The 16,593-nt window shown below is 32.4% G+C and carries 17 protein-coding genes; 7 read left to right on the top strand and 10 right to left on the bottom strand.

Features of this window, described 5'->3' with window-relative positions; genetic code table 11:
* Window positions 1-188 precede the first annotated feature (188 nt).
* Window positions 189-707, top strand: coding sequence for a shikimate kinase (locus ABI549_RS10740; protein ID WP_348076454.1), 519 nt, complete (start codon window positions 189-191; stop codon window positions 705-707).
* On the opposite strand, the gene ABI549_RS10735 is transcribed toward ABI549_RS10740, so the two are convergent.
* From ABI549_RS10735 to ABI549_RS10725, 3 genes are read right to left on the bottom strand one after another with little or no spacing between them, the layout of a single operon-like run.
* On the bottom strand, window positions 699-1,196 hold the full coding sequence (locus ABI549_RS10735; RefSeq protein ID WP_348076453.1) for a phosphoribosyltransferase domain-containing protein: 498 nt from the start codon (window positions 1,194-1,196) through the stop codon (window positions 699-701). The genes ABI549_RS10740 and ABI549_RS10735 overlap by 9 nt on opposite strands.
* 5 nt (window positions 1,197-1,201) lie before the next feature.
* Window positions 1,202-1,786 (bottom strand): methyltransferase domain-containing protein, encoded by a 585-nt coding sequence (locus ABI549_RS10730; RefSeq protein WP_348076452.1) that lies wholly within the window; start codon window positions 1,784-1,786, stop codon window positions 1,202-1,204.
* On the bottom strand, window positions 1,773-2,168 hold the full coding sequence (locus ABI549_RS10725; protein ID WP_348076451.1) for an RNA-binding S4 domain-containing protein: 396 nt from the start codon (window positions 2,166-2,168) through the stop codon (window positions 1,773-1,775). The genes ABI549_RS10730 and ABI549_RS10725 overlap by 14 nt, the downstream gene beginning before the upstream one ends.
* A gap of 76 nt (window positions 2,169-2,244) precedes the next feature.
* Between ABI549_RS10725 and ABI549_RS10720 the strand changes: the two genes are divergently transcribed.
* Window positions 2,245-3,153, top strand: coding sequence for an FKBP-type peptidyl-prolyl cis-trans isomerase (locus ABI549_RS10720; protein ID WP_348076450.1), 909 nt, complete (start codon window positions 2,245-2,247; stop codon window positions 3,151-3,153).
* Window positions 3,154-3,236: 83 nt separating this feature from the next.
* Here the strand turns inward: ABI549_RS10720 and ABI549_RS10715 are convergent, their stop codons facing one another.
* The 5 genes from ABI549_RS10715 to ABI549_RS10695 form a co-directional block, all read right to left on the bottom strand.
* Entirely contained in the window at window positions 3,237-4,190 is a 954-nt protein-coding gene (locus ABI549_RS10715; RefSeq protein WP_348076449.1) for a transketolase C-terminal domain-containing protein, read from the bottom strand.
* Window positions 4,191-4,262: 72 nt separating this feature from the next.
* A complete protein-coding gene (locus tag ABI549_RS10710; protein WP_348076448.1) occupies window positions 4,263-5,111 on the bottom strand; it encodes a transketolase in 849 nt (282 codons plus the stop codon).
* A 245-nt stretch (window positions 5,112-5,356) separates the two neighbouring features.
* Entirely contained in the window at window positions 5,357-7,141 is a 1,785-nt protein-coding gene (locus ABI549_RS10705; protein ID WP_348076447.1) for a CHASE3 domain-containing protein, read from the bottom strand.
* 18 nt (window positions 7,142-7,159) lie between these two features.
* On the bottom strand, window positions 7,160-7,606 hold the full coding sequence (locus ABI549_RS10700; RefSeq protein ID WP_348076446.1) for a response regulator: 447 nt from the start codon (window positions 7,604-7,606) through the stop codon (window positions 7,160-7,162).
* 35 nt (window positions 7,607-7,641) lie between these two features.
* Window positions 7,642-8,199 carry an AraC family transcriptional regulator gene (locus tag ABI549_RS10695; protein WP_348076445.1) on the bottom strand — a complete coding sequence of 186 codons (558 nt, stop codon included), beginning with the start codon at window positions 8,197-8,199 and terminating at the stop codon, window positions 7,642-7,644.
* Between the two features lie 129 nt (window positions 8,200-8,328).
* Between ABI549_RS10695 and tgt the strand changes: the two genes are divergently transcribed.
* The 5 genes from tgt to dnaB all read left to right on the top strand — a co-directional run bounded on the left by tgt (window position 8,329) and on the right by dnaB (window position 14,269).
* Window positions 8,329-9,459, top strand: a complete 1,131-nt coding sequence (gene tgt, locus ABI549_RS10690; protein ID WP_348076444.1) for a tRNA guanosine(34) transglycosylase Tgt — start codon at window positions 8,329-8,331, stop codon at window positions 9,457-9,459.
* A gap of 72 nt (window positions 9,460-9,531) precedes the next feature.
* Window positions 9,532-10,617 (top strand): LptF/LptG family permease, encoded by a 1,086-nt coding sequence (locus tag ABI549_RS10685; RefSeq protein WP_348076443.1) that lies wholly within the window; start codon window positions 9,532-9,534, stop codon window positions 10,615-10,617.
* On the top strand, window positions 10,604-11,482 hold the full coding sequence (locus tag ABI549_RS10680; RefSeq protein WP_348076442.1) for a DMT family transporter: 879 nt from the start codon (window positions 10,604-10,606) through the stop codon (window positions 11,480-11,482). Before ABI549_RS10685 ends, ABI549_RS10680 begins: the two co-directional genes overlap by 14 nt.
* Window positions 11,483-11,612: 130 nt before the next feature.
* A complete protein-coding gene (locus tag ABI549_RS10675; RefSeq protein WP_348076441.1) occupies window positions 11,613-12,566 on the top strand; it encodes an acetyl-CoA carboxylase carboxyltransferase subunit alpha in 954 nt (317 codons plus the stop codon).
* Between the two features lie 152 nt (window positions 12,567-12,718).
* A complete protein-coding gene (gene dnaB / locus ABI549_RS10670) occupies window positions 12,719-14,269 on the top strand; it encodes a replicative DNA helicase (RefSeq protein ID WP_348076440.1) in 1,551 nt (516 codons plus the stop codon).
* Between the two features lie 107 nt (window positions 14,270-14,376).
* Here the strand turns inward: dnaB and ABI549_RS10665 are convergent, their stop codons facing one another.
* Both ABI549_RS10665 and ABI549_RS10660 read right to left on the bottom strand, forming a co-directional pair.
* Window positions 14,377-14,532, bottom strand: a complete 156-nt coding sequence (locus tag ABI549_RS10665) for a T9SS type A sorting domain-containing protein (protein ID WP_348076439.1) — start codon at window positions 14,530-14,532, stop codon at window positions 14,377-14,379.
* A gap of 221 nt (window positions 14,533-14,753) precedes the next feature.
* The coding region (locus ABI549_RS10660) for a T9SS type A sorting domain-containing protein (protein WP_348076438.1) at window positions 14,754-16,593 on the bottom strand (1,840 nt) is incomplete at its 5' end.

The raw sequence follows: 16,593 nt of genomic DNA, 5'->3' as shown, positions 1-16,593 counted from the left end.
GGGCTCGAACCCAGGACCCCATCATTAAAAGTGATGTGCTCTACCAACTGAGCTACCAAGTCATTGTATTTCTTCAACGCGGGTGCAAATATAAGAAGTTATTATTCATTTTTCAAAGCAATTTTGTATTAAATTTGTCTTTTTTTCTCAAACACGCTCAGTATGTTAATTTATAAGGTTTTAGCTTCATGAAAAAAATTGTTTTAGTCGGTTATATGGCTTCTGGAAAAACAGAAATCGGAAAATTACTCTCAAAAAAGCTTCATTTGCCTTTTTTTGATATAGATCATCTTATAGAAAATGAAGTTTCTAAAACTGTAAATGAAATTTTTGAAGAAAAAGGAGAGATTTTTTTCAGAAAAAAAGAACATGAAGTATTTTCAAATAAAATAAACTCAAATGAATCTTTTGTGCTAAGTCTTGGAGGAGGAACGCCTTGTTATGCAAACAATCATTTCTTTTTGCAAAACGAAGACGTTATTTCGATTTATCTGAAAGGTAGTATTGCAACACTTGTTGATAGATTAGAAATTAATAAAGCCAAACGACCGCTTCTTAAAGATTTAGCAAATGAGGAGCTAACAGAGTTTGTTGCCAAGCATCTTTTTGACCGAAGTTTTTATTACAATCATTGTAAACACACTATTAAGATTGACGATAAATCTCCGTTTGATATTATTGAAGAAATTCAAAAAATATTACTCTAAGAAAGCACAATCCTGATTTTCGTTAAAAACTACTTGAACATGTTCTAACAAAGAAGTTGATAATGAAATGCCTTTAAAATCAGCTTTTATAGGATATTTTTTGTGGTTTCTGTCAATTAGAACTGCAGTTTTAAATTTCTTCAAAGGGACATCAAGAAAATGTCTTACACCATATATTAAAGTAGTTCCGGAGTTAAGAACGTCATCAACCAACACCAATCCTTTATTTTGATATTCATTTTTATTGATAGAAGTCGTAATAGGTAAATTCGGATTTTTCTTGTCAATATTAACTTCACATAAAATAACTTTTATAGGGGAGATGCTTTTTAGTTCGGAAGCAATTTTATTAGCAAAAACACTTCCGTTTCCTTGAATTCCTGCTATAACAATCTCGCTTTCCTCGATAAAAGTTTCGTAAATCTGATACGCAATTCGCTTTATTTTGAATTCAATTTCTTGATGGTTTAAGATAATATTTTGGCTCATAGCAGTTATTTTTTTGTAAATATAAAAAACAGTTCCTTTCCTTCTCGTGGTTTGATGGAATTATAAGCAGTTTCTATTGTTTTTATTTCAAAATTAGCAGAAAATAATTTTAAATATTCTTCTTTCGATCCGCCAAATGGTGGTCCAACTTTAGTTAATGGAAATTGAAAGAACAGACCAATAAGTTTGCCTTTTGGAGAAAGTAAAGAAAGCATTTTTTTTACATATTTAGCTCTCAATTCTGGACTTAAAGCACAAAAAAAAGTTTGTTCAATAATTAAATCATAACTTCCTTCTAGTTCAAAAAAATCAGAAACTATCAATTGATTCGGATTGCAACTTGGCATTCTTTTCTTTAAGTTATCAATAGGAATTTGAGCATAGTCTAGAACAAAACTATTATCAAAACCATTGTTTATAAGATATTCGAACTCATAGCCATTGCCACAACCAGGAATTAATATTTTGATAGATTTGTCTTCTAGTTGGTTAATATATTCTTTTAGTGGTGTAGTTATTTTGCCAGTGTCCCAAATGGCATCGTTGGTTTCGTATCGGTTTTGCCAGTATTCTGGGTTAAGCTTCTTCATCGGAATTCTTATTTTTTGTATCAGTGCCAAAATCTTCTATATCACGACGATCTTTTTTAGTAGGACGACCAGTTCCATTTTTTCTATAGTGTTCTTTAGAAAGTTTTAATAATTCTAAATGGGCAAAGGATTCACTTGGGGTTTCGTCTTTTCTGTAAATATCTACAAGTTTTGCGCCCACACGATTGTCTGGAATATCTAGAATCGAAATTATATAGGTAATCTGGTCTCTTCTAAAAGTAACTTTATCTCCAGCAAAAACTTCTTTAGAAGCTTTTGCTACTTGATTGTTTACTGTAATATGGTTTTTTTTACAAGCTTCGGTAACCATATTGCGGGTTTTGTAATAACGTACACACCAGAGGAATTTATCTATTCGCATAAAAATTAAAAAACAAAGTTAAATTTTAAACAAAAATAAATCAAAATTGTATCTTGCGCACTTAAAATAGAAGATAATGATTAGAATTTTTAAAGTAGGTTTTATATTTATAATGAGTTTGGTTATTTTTAGCTGTAATAAGTCTGAAGATACAGTTAATGCATATGTTGTTCCTTTTGCTGAACAATATCCTGTAGATAACGCTGCGATTGAAACATTTTTGAAATCTCATTCAATAACTCCGGTTAATAATCCAGGTTTTTCAGATGATCAAGATGTGACTTTTACTTCGGTTACTGCTGGAGATGCTTCGTCTATTTGGGGTTCAGATCCACTTAATCCAAAGCCTTCTTTGTTAAGTATTCCAGTAACAAGTAATGGTGTCGATTATAAAGTATATTATATCTCGCTAAGACAAGGGACAAATGAAAATCCTACAAGAGTAGATTCAGCTTTTGTTTCATATAAAGGACGTTTGCTTAATGAAACCGTTTTCGATCAGGCGGAAAACCCAGTTTGGTTTCCTCTAGATAATGTAATACAGGGTTGGAAAGAAATATTGCCAAAGTTTAAAACCGGTGACCCAGGTGTTATTAATCCTTTAGATGGGACTGTAAGTTATTCTAACTTTGGAGCAGGTGTTATGTTTTTGCCTTCGGGATTAGGTTATTATAATGGTGGGGTGGGATCTATTCCTTCATATTCACCACTTATATTTAGTTTTAAACTGAAAGGATTGAATTATGTAGATCATGATCGTGATCATATAGATTCTAGATATGAAGATGCCAATGGAAATGGAATTTTTACAGATGATGATACAGATGGTGATGGAAGGCCAGACTATCTTGATATAGATGATGATGCAGATGGAATTCCTACTAAAACTGAAATAAGAATATCTAATGGCGTTTTTTATGACTTTGCTAATATTCCTTTGTGTACAGATGGAAAGAAAAAGCATCTAAGTGCTACGTGCCATTAGGATTTAATCTATTTATAAAAATTTAAAATCCCGTTTCAAACCTAATTTTGAAACGGGATTTTTATTTAATAAAAAGACACAAATTATTTTCTCTTCACAACTCTTTCTACAGCTTCAACAATCGCTTGGTTGTTTAGTTTGTATTTTTTCATTAGTTGTTCTGGTGTTCCGCTTTCGCCAAAACTATCATTTACCGCTACAAATTCTTGTGGAGCTGGATTGTTAAGCGCTAAAACCCTAGAGACACTTTCTCCTAATCCTCCAAGGATATTATGTTCTTCGGCAGTAACAATACATTTTGTTTTTGCTAATGATTTTAAAATAGCCTCTTCATCTAAAGGTTTAATCGTATGAATGTTTATTACTTCGGCCGAAATTCCCTTAGCTTCTAATGCTTCGGCAGCGATTAATGCTTCCCAAACCAAATGTCCTGTTGCTATAATAGTAACATCAGTTCCTTCGTTTAGAATGATGGCTTTTCCGTTTTCAAATTTTTCGTCGGCAGGCATAAAATTAGGTACAACTGGACGCCCAAAACGCAAATAAACTGGGCCATGATGGTCAGCAATAGCTAAAGTTGCTGCTTTGGTCTGATTGTAATCACAAGTGTTTATTACAGTCATTCCTGGCAACATTTTCATTAATCCAATATCTTCAAGGATTTGGTGTGTTGCGCCATCTTCTCCAAGCGTTAAACCTGCGTGAGAAGCACAAATTTTTACATTTTTATCTGAATAAGCTACCGATTGACGAATTTGATCATAAACTCTTCCAGTCGAAAAGTTAGCAAATGTTCCTGTAAATGGAATTTTTCCTCCAATAGTTAATCCTGCTGCAATTCCAATCATATTGGCTTCAGCAATTCCAATTTGGAAAAAACGTTCTGGGTGATTTTTCTTGAAATCATCAAACTTTAAAGAACCTATTAAGTCAGCACAAAGTGCCACAACATTTTCGTTTGTTTGTCCTAATTCTGTCATTCCAGCACCAAAACCCGAACGGGTATCTTTGCTTCCTGTATTAATATATTTTTTCATTGTGTTTTTGCTATAGACAATAAGCTATAGGCAAGTAGGCTTATTGCATACTGCTTAAAGCTTAAAGCTTTTTTAATAATCTCCTAAAGTTTCTGGGTTTTGCGCTAATGCATTTTCTAATTGCGCATCATTAGGTGCTTTTCCGTGCCAAGCGTGAGAATACATCATATAATCTACACCATTTCCCATTTCTGTATGAAGTAACACACAGACTGGTTTTCCTTTTCCTGTTCTAGATTTTGCATCATTCATACCTGCAAGAATTGCTTCGATGTTATTTCCTTCTTTAATGTCGATAACATCCCAGTCGAAAGCTTCAAATTTAGATCTAATGCTTCCCATGTTTAATACTTCGTCGGTTGTACCGTCAATTTGTTTTCCGTTTAGGTCGACTGTTGCAATAAGGTTATCTACTTTTTTTGCAGAAGCATACATAATGGCTTCCCAATTTTGTCCTTCTTGTAATTCGCCATCGCCATGAAGTGTATAAACTAGATTTGAATCATTATTTAGTTTTTTAGCTTGTGCAGCTCCAATTGCTACAGACAAACCTTGTCCAAGTGAGCCAGAAGCAATTCTTACACCAGGTAAGTGATCATGTGTGGTTGGGTGACCCTGTAAACGAGTGTTTATTTTTCTAAAAGTAGCTAATTCAGCTACTGGAAAATAACCACTACGTGCTAAAACGCTGTAAAATACAGGTGAGATATGTCCGTTAGATAGGAAGAATAAGTCTTCTCCATAACCGTTCATTTCGAAACCTTCTTTGCGATTCATTAGGTTTTGATAAAGTACTACTAGAAATTCTGTACAGCCTAGAGAACCTCCGGGATGACCTGAATTTACTTCATGTACCATTCGCAGAATGTCTCTACGAACTTGTGTTGTTAACTCTCGAAGTTGTTGTGTGTTTGGTTTCATTATGTATTATAAAATTAGACTTCGGCAAAGATAATCAGATAATTGGATTTTTCGGAATATTCGATTGTTGGATTTTTATAAAATTATAATATTTTAAGGTAATGTTGGTTTTAATCTATTTATTGTACATCACTTATTATAAATTTCATTTTTCATTTTAGATTTTAAAAAATTAAAGCTTGTAAAATATAGTTTTTAAATTTAATTCTATTGTGAATAATTAAATTGCTGTTTTTTTGTCAATATTATTCCGGAAGAAAAATAGTAAATATGGTACCTATATCTAATTTGCCTTCTGCTTTTATGGCACCCATATGATTTTCGACAATTTTTTTACAAATTGCGAGACCAATTCCTGTTCCTGGAAATTCTGAGATAGAATGTAATCGGTTAAATAAGGTGAATATGGATTCTGAAAATTGCTGGTCGAAACCTAGTCCATTATCGGAGATACTTATTTTATAATATTCTTTGTCTGGATTGGTTTTTAAAAATGAAACCTGAGATACTAAAATTTTCTCACAACGAATCGAAATAATAGGGCTTGTATCTGCTTTGCTGTATTTTAAAGAGTTGCTAATCAGATTTATAAAGAGTTGTTGAATTTGATAAGGAATAACTTCAATAACAGGTAATTCTTCGGTAATTAGAGTTGCATTTTTTTCGAGAATTGTATCAGCTAATTCCTGTTTAGCATTTTCAAGTAATTCATTTAAATCGGTTTTTATGAAAACTTTGTCTGTTTTGTTGGTTCTTGAAAACAAAAGTAAATCGTCTATAAGTGTACGCATTTTACTGGTTGCCAAATGAATTTTAGCAATATATTCCTTTCCAGTTTCGGATATGACTTCTAAATCTGCATTAGAAATTCTAGAAATAAAGAGTTGTATTTTTCGTAAAGGCTCTTGTAAATCATGGCTTGCAACATGATTGAAAGATTCTAATTCAGTGTTGGTTTGTTCTAATTCAAAATTTCTTTTTTGAATAGTTATGTTTTTATTGTGTTCATCGGTAATATCACTAATAATTCCAATTATAGTTTTTTCTCCTTTTAGATGAACTACTGTTTTAGCAATTAATTTGAAATATCGCAATTGTTCATCTTCTCTAATAATTCTGAAAAAGTGGATGAGTGTTTTTTCTTCTTTTAGAACTTTTTTTCTAATGGCAAGGACTTTTCTTTTATCTTCTGGATATACATATTTTACAAAGTTAGAAACAGAAGGTTCGAATGCATTTGGTTTACAACCCAGTAAACAATAAAAATTATCGGAAAAAGAGAATGTATTGGTTTCTAAATCACAAGTCCAAGTACTGAAATCAGCAATTTTTTCAGCTTGTACACTCGACTCGTTGGTGATGAGTAATTGTTTGTTTGCTTGTTCTAAAATTGATAAATCTTTATTAATTTTTATGTAAGCGATAATGAAAATAGCTAATGAAAATAAAGTAATAAGTAATATTAGTAAAGGAATTTCTGATATTTTACTAATATAACTTTCACTGCGTTTTATTAAGTATTGTTTCTCAATCTTCTGCATTTTAATACTTTGACTTCGAACGGTATCCATGATGAGTCTGCCATTATCTAAGCCTGACCTTATGTTTGTCTTATTTTTAGAGCCAATAGAATCCTGATACATCGCATAACGCAAATAAGCAAATCGGAGTTCAGTTAACTCTGATAAGCGTTCCATATTTTTTTGCTGATTTAAATTAGTTGAAAATAATTTTCTTAATTTATTGACAGATTCTCTTGCTTTTATTTTTGATCTGAAATAAGGACTTAAATAGGTTGTGTCATGAGTTAATAGAAAACCGCGCTGTCCAGTTTCAGCATCTTTTAATATCAGCATCAAATTATCTAGCTCACTATGTACCTTATAAGAATGTATGACCCATTTAGTCGAATCAGTGAACTGAAGACTGTTTTTGTAAGTAATAGAAGAAATAAATAGCAAAAGAAATATAAAAATCACAAATAGACTTTTAAGAATAACTTTAGAGAAAATGGCATCTTTAAATTTCATTATTTTAAATTTCATCTATTAAATTCGCAATAAAAAAGTATCTCGGTTTAAACTATTGGTATGGTATTGCCAATTGAAAGTAGTGGCTGTATTTAATGTTTTTATTAATTCATTAAAATCATTGGGCTTTTTAATATAAATGTTAGCTCCTTTTACAAAAGTTTCTTCAATATCATCTTCGCTAGCAGAAGTCGAATAAATAGCAACTGCCATATCTTTTAAATGGTCTAGTTGTTTTATTTCCAATAAACATTCGATACCATTTTTTCTGGGCATGTTTAAATCTAGGAAAAGTATGTGTGGTATTATAACGTCAAGTTTGGTTAAATAATCCATGAGGGCATCTCCGTCATTTATAAATTTCACATCGGTATTTATTTTTATTTCTTCAAAGGCATCTTTAAAAAAGTTACGATCATCTTCGTCGTCATCGGCTAGTAAAATATGAATGATGTCAGTTTGCATAAATAGTATTTTAATTTATTGTTGTTTTATAAAATTTAAAGAGTAATACTATTGCGTCTCTTAATAATAATCCGTTGAAAAAGAGAAGGGGTTAACCCAGTTATGTTTTTGAATTGTGTACTTAAATGAGATACGCTTGAATAGTTTAATTTATAAGCAATTTCGGTTAGTGTTAATTCATTAATAAGTAATAGTTGCTTTACCCTCTCAATTTTTTGAATGATAATAAAATTTTCAATTGAGGTATAAGTTACTTCAGAAAAAAGATTTGAAATATAACCGTAACTGTGATTTAATTTCTCTGAAAGATAAACGGAACTTTTAAGACTAGTAAAATCTTCGTCAGAAAATACCATTTCTACTATGGTATCTTTAATTTTTTGAATTAATATACTTTTTTTGTTTTCAACAATCTCAATACCGTATTTAGAGATTGAATCGGCAAGTTCTTGTAATTTTTCGTCTAAAACGGCGCCCTTAATTTGCACTTCGCCAAAACCTAGTACTTCATATTCTAAGTCTAGTTTTTCAAGTTGTTCCTGAATAATTGTTTTACAGATAACGTTAATGTCAAATTTAAAAAAAAATTTCATGTACTTTAATTTTTTATAAATATAGGAATATGTTTGCAAAATTAACGATTGTTTAAATGTTAAATTTATAAAATTCTAAATGATAAAAGATAGTAAATGACTTATATTTGCTCCCTGAAAAATGTCTATATGAAGTTTGATTTATTAAAAAAAGATCCACAAACAAAAGCCAGAGCGGGAACCATAACTACTGATCATGGTGTGATTGAAACGCCTATTTTTATGCCTGTAGGAACAGTTGCATCAGTAAAAGGAGTGCATCAAAGAGAGCTTAAAGAAGAAATAAATCCAGATATTATTTTAGGAAATACCTATCATTTATATTTGCGTCCCCAAACTGCCATTCTTGAAAAAGCGGGTGGTTTGCATAAATTTATGAATTGGGATAGAAATATTTTGACCGATTCAGGAGGGTATCAAGTATATTCTCTATCGGCAAATAGAAAAATTAAGGAAGAAGGTGTTAAGTTTAAATCACATATTGATGGTTCTTATCATTTTTTTACACCCGAAAATGTAATGGAAATTCAACGTACCATTGGTGCGGATATCATTATGGCTTTTGATGAGTGTACACCATATCCTTGCGATTATCATTACGCAAATCGTTCGATGAAAATGACGCATCGTTGGCTAGATAGATGTATTAAACATTTAGAGAAAGTGCCAACAAAATACGGTTATGATCAAACGTTTTTTCCCATTGTACAAGGAAGTACTTACAAAGATTTGAGAATGCAATCGGCAGAGTATATTGCTAACGCTGGAGCACAAGGAAATGCAATTGGAGGACTTTCGGTAGGGGAACCAGCGGAAGAAATGTATGCCATGACCGAAATTGTAACAGCAATCTTACCAGAAGACAAACCCAGATACTTAATGGGTGTGGGAACGCCAATAAATATATTAGAAAATATTGCCCTTGGAATTGATATGTTCGATTGTGTGATGCCAACTAGAAATGCTCGTAACGGTATGTTATTTACAGCAAACGGAACGATCAATATTAAAAATAAAAAATGGGAAGCTGATTTTTCTCCCGTTGACGAAATGGGACTTACTTTTGTAGATACCGAATATTCTAAAGCTTATTTGCGCCATCTTTTTGCAGCCAATGAGTATTTAGGAAAACAAATTGCGACGATACACAATCTTGGTTTTTATATGTGGCTGGTTCGTGAAGCTAGAAAACATATCTTAGCAGGAGATTTTCGTGAGTGGAAAGAAATGATGGTAAAGAATATGAGCCAACGTTTATAAAAATTTGTTTAAAGTTTACGTTTTAAAGTTCCTAAACTTTAAAACGTAAACTTTAAACTTTAAACAAAATCTATGCTAACAATATTAGATAAATACATTCTTAAAAGATATTTGGCCACTTTTTCGGTAATGTTACTTTTATTTATTCCAATTGGAATTACAGTCGATGTTGCTGAAAAAATAAATAAAATCCTAGAAAATAAGGTTCCACTAGCTAAAGTATTATCTTATTATGTCGATTTTGTAATTTATTTTACAAACTTTTTGTTTCCTATTTTCTTGTTTTTATCTATTATTTGGTTTACTGCTAAATTGGCAAATAATACCGAAATCATTGCTATTTTAAGTTCAGGAATTTCTTTTAGAAGATTCTTACGTCCTTATATTATTGGGGCTACAATGGTATCTTTATTTGCTTTACTTATGGGATTTTTTCTTGCACCTAAAGCAAGTGAAGGCTTCAAGAATTTTAGATACCTATACCTAATCGGAAATGGTAAGAACGAAATGCGAGAGACCAATGATGTTTACAGACAAATTAGTGATAGCGAATATATATATGTAAGTAATTTTAATCAAGAAGTTAAAACAGCATATAATTTTGTTTTTGAAAAGTTTGATGGAGAAAGATTACTATATAAAATTTCTGCTTCATCCATTCAATGGAATCCAAGAGAAAAAACTTATACTTTGTTAAATTATAACAAAAGAACTATTGGAGAATTAAACGATAAAATTGAAATTGAGAGTTCAAAAAAGATGAAGTTTAATTTTGATTTAGAAGACTTAACTCCAGTGGTTTATATAGCTGAAACTTTAAATTGGACAGATTTAAATAAGTTTATTGATAAAGAAATGAAACGTGGATCTGCAAATATAAATGTGTATTTAGTTGTGAAATATAGAAAATATAGTATTCCAATTTCAGCATTTATATTAACCATTATTGCTGTAGCCGTTTCTTCTATGAAGCGTCGTGGCGGAATGGGAATAAACCTAGCGATAGGTATAGCGATAGCTTTTAGTTATATATTTTTAGATAAGATATTTAGTACATTAGCTGAAAAATCATCTGTAGCTCCAATAATTGCAGTTTGGATTCCTAATTTTGTTTTTGGTATTTTAGCTTTTTTCTTGCTTCGAAATGCAAAAAGATAAAGCTATAAATAGTTATCTCCATCTTCATTTAATCGTTTTTATTTGGGGATTTACGGCAGTATTAGGTAAATTAATTTCGTTAGAAGCACTACCTTTAGTTTGGTATCGAATGACTTTTGCAACAGTATTTATTTTATTATTTGTTGTTTTTAAGAAAACATCATTAACCCTTCCCACAAAAACTATAATTACTTTTCTTTTTGCGGGTTTAATAATTGCTTTGCATTGGCTTACTTTTTTTAAAGCAATTAAGGAATCTAATATTTCAGTCACATTAGCTTGTTTGTCTACAGGAGCATTTTTTACGTCATTATTAGAACCAATATTTTACAAAAGAAAGATAATTGCTTATGAAGTTTTTTTCGGATTAATAGTAATTATTGGATTGTACATTATTTTTAAAGTCCAAGGAAATTACTTTTATGGAATAGTTTTAGCATTAAGTTCAGCATTTCTTTCGGCATTATTTTCAGTGATAAACGGAAAATTTGCTGTAAAATATAATCCAACCGTTATTTCATTCTACGAGATTTTGGGAGGTGTATTATGCTTGTCGGTATTTATGTTGTGTACTCAAAGTTTTAGTGCTAGTTTTTTTCAACTTTCAGCAAACGATTTATTATGGTTGCTTGTTTTAAGTTCCGTTTGCACTGCCTATGCATTTATTGCGTCTGTTGGTGTCATGAAATATCTGAGTCCGTACACGGTAATGTTAACCATCAATCTCGAACCTATTTACGGAATAATTTTAGCATTAATCGTTTTTAATGATAAAGAGAAAATGAGTGCACAATTTTATATAGGTGCTTTAATCATATTGTCAACAGTAATTTTGAATGGAATTCTAAAAAATAGAAAAAAGTAATCTGGGCTAAGAATAGCTAAACTTTCAGAAACTTAATCTCACAAACTAATTTTTTCAATCTTTAAATTTTTCAATCTTTAAATTTAAAACTATCTTTGCTTTTCAAACCTAAACAAAACACAAAAATCTTATGGAATATTTAGATTTTGAATTACCTATAAAAGAACTTCTAGAGCAACTAGACAAATGTCAAGTTATTGGTCAAGAATCAGATGTTGATGTCACAAATACATGTGAGCAAATTAATCAAAAACTAGAAGATACCAAGAAAGATATATACGGAAATCTAACTGCATGGCAAAGAGTACAATTGTCACGACATCCAAACCGTCCTTATACTTTAGAACATATTACTAACTTAACAAAAGGAACTTTTTTGGAACTTTTTGGAGATAGAGGATTCAAGGACGATAAGGCTATGGTTGGAGGTCTAGGAAAAATTGGGGGCCAGTCTTTTATGTTTGTTGGTCAACAAAAGGGAGTAAATACAAAAATGCGTCAATTTCGTAATTTTGGTATGCCAAACCCAGAAGGTTATCGTAAAGCTTTACGATTAATGAAAATGGCCGAAAAATTTAATATTCCAGTAGTTACATTAATAGATACTCCTGGGGCATTTCCAGGAATTGAAGCAGAAGAAAGAGGGCAAGGAGAAGCTATTGCAAGAAATATTCTTGAAATGGTAAGACTTAAAGTGCCAATTATCTGTGTCATCGTAGGAGAAGGAGCATCTGGTGGAGCATTAGGGATAGGTGTTGGGGATAGAGTATTGATGATGGAAAACACATGGTATTCAGTAATTTCTCCAGAATCTTGTTCTTCTATTTTATGGAAAAGTTGGGAATACAAAGAACAAGCTGCTGAAGCATTAAAATTGACTTCTGCTGATATGAAAAGACAAAAATTAGTAGATGATATTATTCCTGAACCATTAGGTGGAGCACATTATGATAAAGAAACTGCTTTCAAATCGGTTGAAGAATATATTCTTAAAGCTTACAATGAACTTAAAGACTTATCAACAACTGATTTAGTTTCTAAAAGAATGGATAAATACAGTAAAATGGGCGAATTCAACGAGTAAAACCGCACTTTATTATGTGAAAACCGTCTTATGAGTAATAAGGCGGTTTTTTTTGGTTGTTAACACAAAATAAAAGTTGTTAACACAAGTTATTCACAATCTAATGATTGTTTTTATTTCAATTTGATTGTATTAAAACCTAAATTCGCAATATGGAAAATTTCAAGAATATAAACCCTGTAAGAGTAGATAAAACTACGATTATAAACCTAGAAAAAGGAAAGCTACCACCACAAGTTCTCGATTTAGAAGAAGCTGTGCTTGGCGCAATGATGATTGACAAAAAAGGGGTAGATGAGGTTATTGATATTCTTCAGCCCGAGGCTTTTTATAAAGACGGACACAAATTCATCTTTGAAGCCATCGTTACTTTATTCAATGATTCTCAACCGGTCGATTTATTGACGGTTTCTGCTCAATTAAGAAAAATGAGCAAACTAGATTTGGCTGGTGGCGATTTTTATTTGATACAACTTACCCAAAAAATATCATCTTCGGCACATATCGAGTTTCACTCCAGAATTATTCTTCAAAAATATATTCAACGTAGTTTAATAAAAATTTCTTCGGAGATTATTGAAGAGTCTTACGACGAATCTACCGATGTTTTCGATTTACTAGACAAAGCCGAATCGAAACTATATGAAGTTACGCAAGGAAATATAAAACGAAGTTCCGAAACAGCACAAAGTTTAGTAATTCAGGCAAAAAAACGTATTGAAGAAATTGCAGGTAAAGAAGGGCTTTCTGGAATTGCAACTGGTTTCGAAAAGCTAGACAAAGTAACATCTGGTTGGCAACCATCAGATTTAATTATTATTGCAGCTCGTCCAGGTATGGGAAAAACGGCATTTGTACTATCAATGGCGAGAAATGTTGCTATCGATTTTGGTCATGCTGTAGCATTATTCTCACTAGAGATGTCTTCTGTTCAGTTGATAACACGTCTTATTTCTTCAGAAACAGGCTTGTCTTCGGAAAAACTCAGAACTGGAAAACTAGAAAAACACGAATGGGAACAATTAAGTGTTAAGGTGAAAGATCTCGAAAAAGCACCTTTGTATATTGATGATTCTCCATCACTTTCCATTTTCGATTTGCGTGCAAAAGCCAGACGTTTGAAATCACAACACGATATAAAAATTATCATTGTCGATTATCTTCAATTAATGACTGCTGGTGGAAACGGAAAAGGATCGGGAAATCGTGAGCAAGAAATCTCAACTATTTCTAGAAACTTAAAAGCTTTGGCCAAAGAATTAGAAGTTCCTGTAATCGCCCTTTCTCAATTATCACGTGCTGTTGAAACTCGTGGATCAAGCAAACGACCTTTACTTTCTGATCTTCGTGAATCTGGAGCGATTGAGCAAGATGCGGATATTGTTTCGTTTATTTATCGTCCTGAATATTATAAAATTGATGAATGGGATGATGATGAACATTCGCCAACACAAGGGCAAGCGGAGTTTATTATTGCAAAACACCGTAACGGTAGTTTAGAAAATGTCCGACTAAAATTTATTGGTAATTTAGGTAAATTTGATAATCTTGAAGACTATTCGGGTGGCGATGATTATTTACCATCAACAATGAATTTGGGTCAAGATGATAATCCGTTCCAAACTAAAAATTTACCTTCTGCTAATGAAGCATTTGGAAGTAGTTCTAATAATTTTGATGATGACAGCGATGTTCCGTTTTAAAATAATTTGTTACAAAATAAAAAATGAGGCTTCTTTTAGGAAGCCTCATTTTATTTAAAACAGTTTATTATTGCTTATTCAATTTCAGGTTTTTAGTTTGGTTATGATTACTTTATCAAATATATTCCGTTTGGATAGTTGCTTAAATCTAGGTTTGTAATTTCTAAATCGATTTTTTCAGATTTAATGATTTTTCCTATCAAATCATAAATTACAATACTACCACGTGTATTGCTATTTATAGAAAACGTATCATTGAACATATTAGAATATGCCGCTAATTTTGAAGAGAATTAGAAATTATTTGCATTTAAATAAGTAGAATATGTAGTCTCAGTAATTATAATTTAGCCCAGCTAAGCAAAAAAAGCAGACAAATTACTCTTTATATCCGAAAATAAACAGCCTCTTAACTATATTTGAGATCAATAAAAAATCAGGCTTCCTCATTACAAGGAAGCCTGATTAAGAAACTCCTATTATTTTATTGCTTCACCACTTTTATTGTTTTTACTTTATCTTCTGAATAAATTTTAACTAAATAAGTTCCAGAAGGTAAAAATTGCATATCAATTTGCCCTTCCTTTGAATTTATATTTTTAGTTAAAACTTCTTGACCTAAAAGATTACTCACTTGAATTTTAGAAATTTGAGATGAATAATTTACATTCAAAATACCATTGGTTGGATTTGGATAGTATTTAAAGCTCGCAGTATCAAAATCAGCTGTTGTCAAAGTTACTAATGTAAAACAACTAGACGTTAATGTACAACCATTAGTGGTAATATCTACTTTGTAATCCCCAACAACAGTAGGCGTATAAGATTGGTTTGTTGCTCCAGAAATTAAAGTACTTGGACATTTATACCATTGGTAAGTAGCACTACTTTCAGTAGCTGTTAAAATCCCCGAAGCCTCCGTAATTGTAGTATTAGGATTTGAAACAATTACATTCACTAAAGTTCTTTCAATAGCACAACTTGAAATATGGCTTTGACCAACATAATAAGTTCCAGTAGCCAATGTAGTTGAACTCGACAATGCGGTTCCACCTGACGATGTAGTGTACCAATTTAAACAACATGCTGGACTACCTCCAGCTGCCCCTGGTGTTGCTGCTAAATTAGCAACTGTTGCTCCTGCACAGAAACTTTGTGTTGCTGCAGCCGTTGGAGGTGTAACAAAATTCACATAAGCATTATATAACACTCTAGTGCTTTCGCAACCTGCTACTGTTTGTGTAAGATAAAATGCAACATTCGTATTTACTGGAGAAATTACTAAATTCGAACTTAAATTCGAACCTCCAGATGCCGCTGCATAACAAAGAACATTAGTACTATTATTAAATTTGGAAATTAAGGTTCCAATAGTAGCTCCATTACATAAAGTCCCACTAATAGTATTGTCACGTGTTGGTTGAGCAGTTGTATTCACTGTAATGGTCATAGATGCAGTTGTGCCGCATTGACCAATGTTTGGTGTAAATGTATAAATTGTTGTAGTTGTATTATCTAATGCTGGCGACCAAGTTCCTACAATAGAATTAGTTGACGTTGTTGGTAAAGCAGCTAAAGTTCCTCCTGAACAAATTGGAGCTACTTGCGCGAAGCTTGGTGTAATTGCTAGGGGTTGTGTAACAATAATACCACTAACAGTTCCTGTACATCCATTTGCATCAGTAATTATTACCGAATACGTTCCTGCAGCAACTCCTGTTCTGTCTTCTGTAGTGATTCCGCCACCCCAATTAAAGGTATAAGGTGCAGTTCCGCCTGACGGAGTTAAATTAATAGCTCCATTTGCTCCGCTAAAACAAGAAACGTTTGTTAAAACAGTTGTTCCAGAAACTAATAATGGTGCGGTTACTGTACAATTTACTGTAAAAAAACAACCGTTATTATCTCTAATAGAAACAGAGTAGCTTCCTGCTGCTAATCCGGTTCTATCTTTAGTTGTAACACTATCATTCCAATTATAAGTGTATGGTGCCGTTCCGCCAACTGCCGTTACTGTCGCAGAACCCGTGCTTGCGCCGTTGCACAAAACATCGGTCTGGGCTGTAATCGAAGCCGTCAGTTGAGGCTGTTCCGTGATGACTACCGAAGCTACAGCTGTGCAGCCGTTGACATCCGTTGCCGTTACGTCATAAGTACCTGCCGTCAGACCTGTGGCTGTTGCGCCCGTTTGGGTGTTGCTCCACAAATAAGTGATCGTGCCGGTGCCGCCAAGGCCTGTTGCCGTGGCCGTGCCATCAGAGCCGCCAAAACACGATACGTTGGTTTTGACGACCGTGACCGTTACAGCGCTTGCAGGTTGTATG

The sequence above is a fragment of the Flavobacterium sp. genome (assembly GCF_039932285.1).
In the GTDB taxonomy this organism is placed as follows: Bacteria; Bacteroidota; Bacteroidia; order Flavobacteriales; family Flavobacteriaceae; genus Flavobacterium.
Note: the sequence above shows the minus strand (reverse complement) of the source record. Positions and strands in the feature narration are given on the sequence as shown.

What these genes read in the sequence shown, in the direction of transcription:
- ABI549_RS10740 (WP_348076454.1), top strand. Translation starts at nt 189, where the DNA reads ATGAAAAAAATTGTTTTAGTCGGTTATATGGCTTCTGGAAAAACAGAA.
- ABI549_RS10735 (WP_348076453.1), bottom strand. Translation starts at nt 1,196, where the DNA reads ATGAGCCAAAATATTATCTTAAACCATCAAGAAATTGAATTCAAAATA.
- ABI549_RS10730 (WP_348076452.1), bottom strand. Translation starts at nt 1,786, where the DNA reads ATGAAGAAGCTTAACCCAGAATACTGGCAAAACCGATACGAAACCAAC.
- ABI549_RS10725 (WP_348076451.1), bottom strand. Translation starts at nt 2,168, where the DNA reads ATGCGAATAGATAAATTCCTCTGGTGTGTACGTTATTACAAAACCCGC.
- ABI549_RS10720 (WP_348076450.1), top strand. Translation starts at nt 2,245, where the DNA reads ATGATTAGAATTTTTAAAGTAGGTTTTATATTTATAATGAGTTTGGTT.
- ABI549_RS10715 (WP_348076449.1), bottom strand. Translation starts at nt 4,190, where the DNA reads ATGAAAAAATATATTAATACAGGAAGCAAAGATACCCGTTCGGGTTTT.
- ABI549_RS10710 (WP_348076448.1), bottom strand. Translation starts at nt 5,111, where the DNA reads ATGAAACCAAACACACAACAACTTCGAGAGTTAACAACACAAGTTCGT.
- ABI549_RS10705 (WP_348076447.1), bottom strand. Translation starts at nt 7,141, where the DNA reads ATGAAATTTAAAGATGCCATTTTCTCTAAAGTTATTCTTAAAAGTCTA.
- ABI549_RS10700 (WP_348076446.1), bottom strand. Translation starts at nt 7,606, where the DNA reads ATGCAAACTGACATCATTCATATTTTACTAGCCGATGACGACGAAGAT.
- ABI549_RS10695 (WP_348076445.1), bottom strand. Translation starts at nt 8,199, where the DNA reads ATGAAATTTTTTTTTAAATTTGACATTAACGTTATCTGTAAAACAATT.
- tgt (WP_348076444.1), top strand. Translation starts at nt 8,329, where the DNA reads ATGAAGTTTGATTTATTAAAAAAAGATCCACAAACAAAAGCCAGAGCG.
- ABI549_RS10685 (WP_348076443.1), top strand. Translation starts at nt 9,532, where the DNA reads ATGCTAACAATATTAGATAAATACATTCTTAAAAGATATTTGGCCACT.
- ABI549_RS10680 (WP_348076442.1), top strand. Translation starts at nt 10,604, where the DNA reads ATGCAAAAAGATAAAGCTATAAATAGTTATCTCCATCTTCATTTAATC.
- ABI549_RS10675 (WP_348076441.1), top strand. Translation starts at nt 11,613, where the DNA reads ATGGAATATTTAGATTTTGAATTACCTATAAAAGAACTTCTAGAGCAA.
- dnaB (WP_348076440.1), top strand. Translation starts at nt 12,719, where the DNA reads ATGGAAAATTTCAAGAATATAAACCCTGTAAGAGTAGATAAAACTACG.
- ABI549_RS10665 (WP_348076439.1), bottom strand. Translation starts at nt 14,532, where the DNA reads ATGTTCAATGATACGTTTTCTATAAATAGCAATACACGTGGTAGTATT.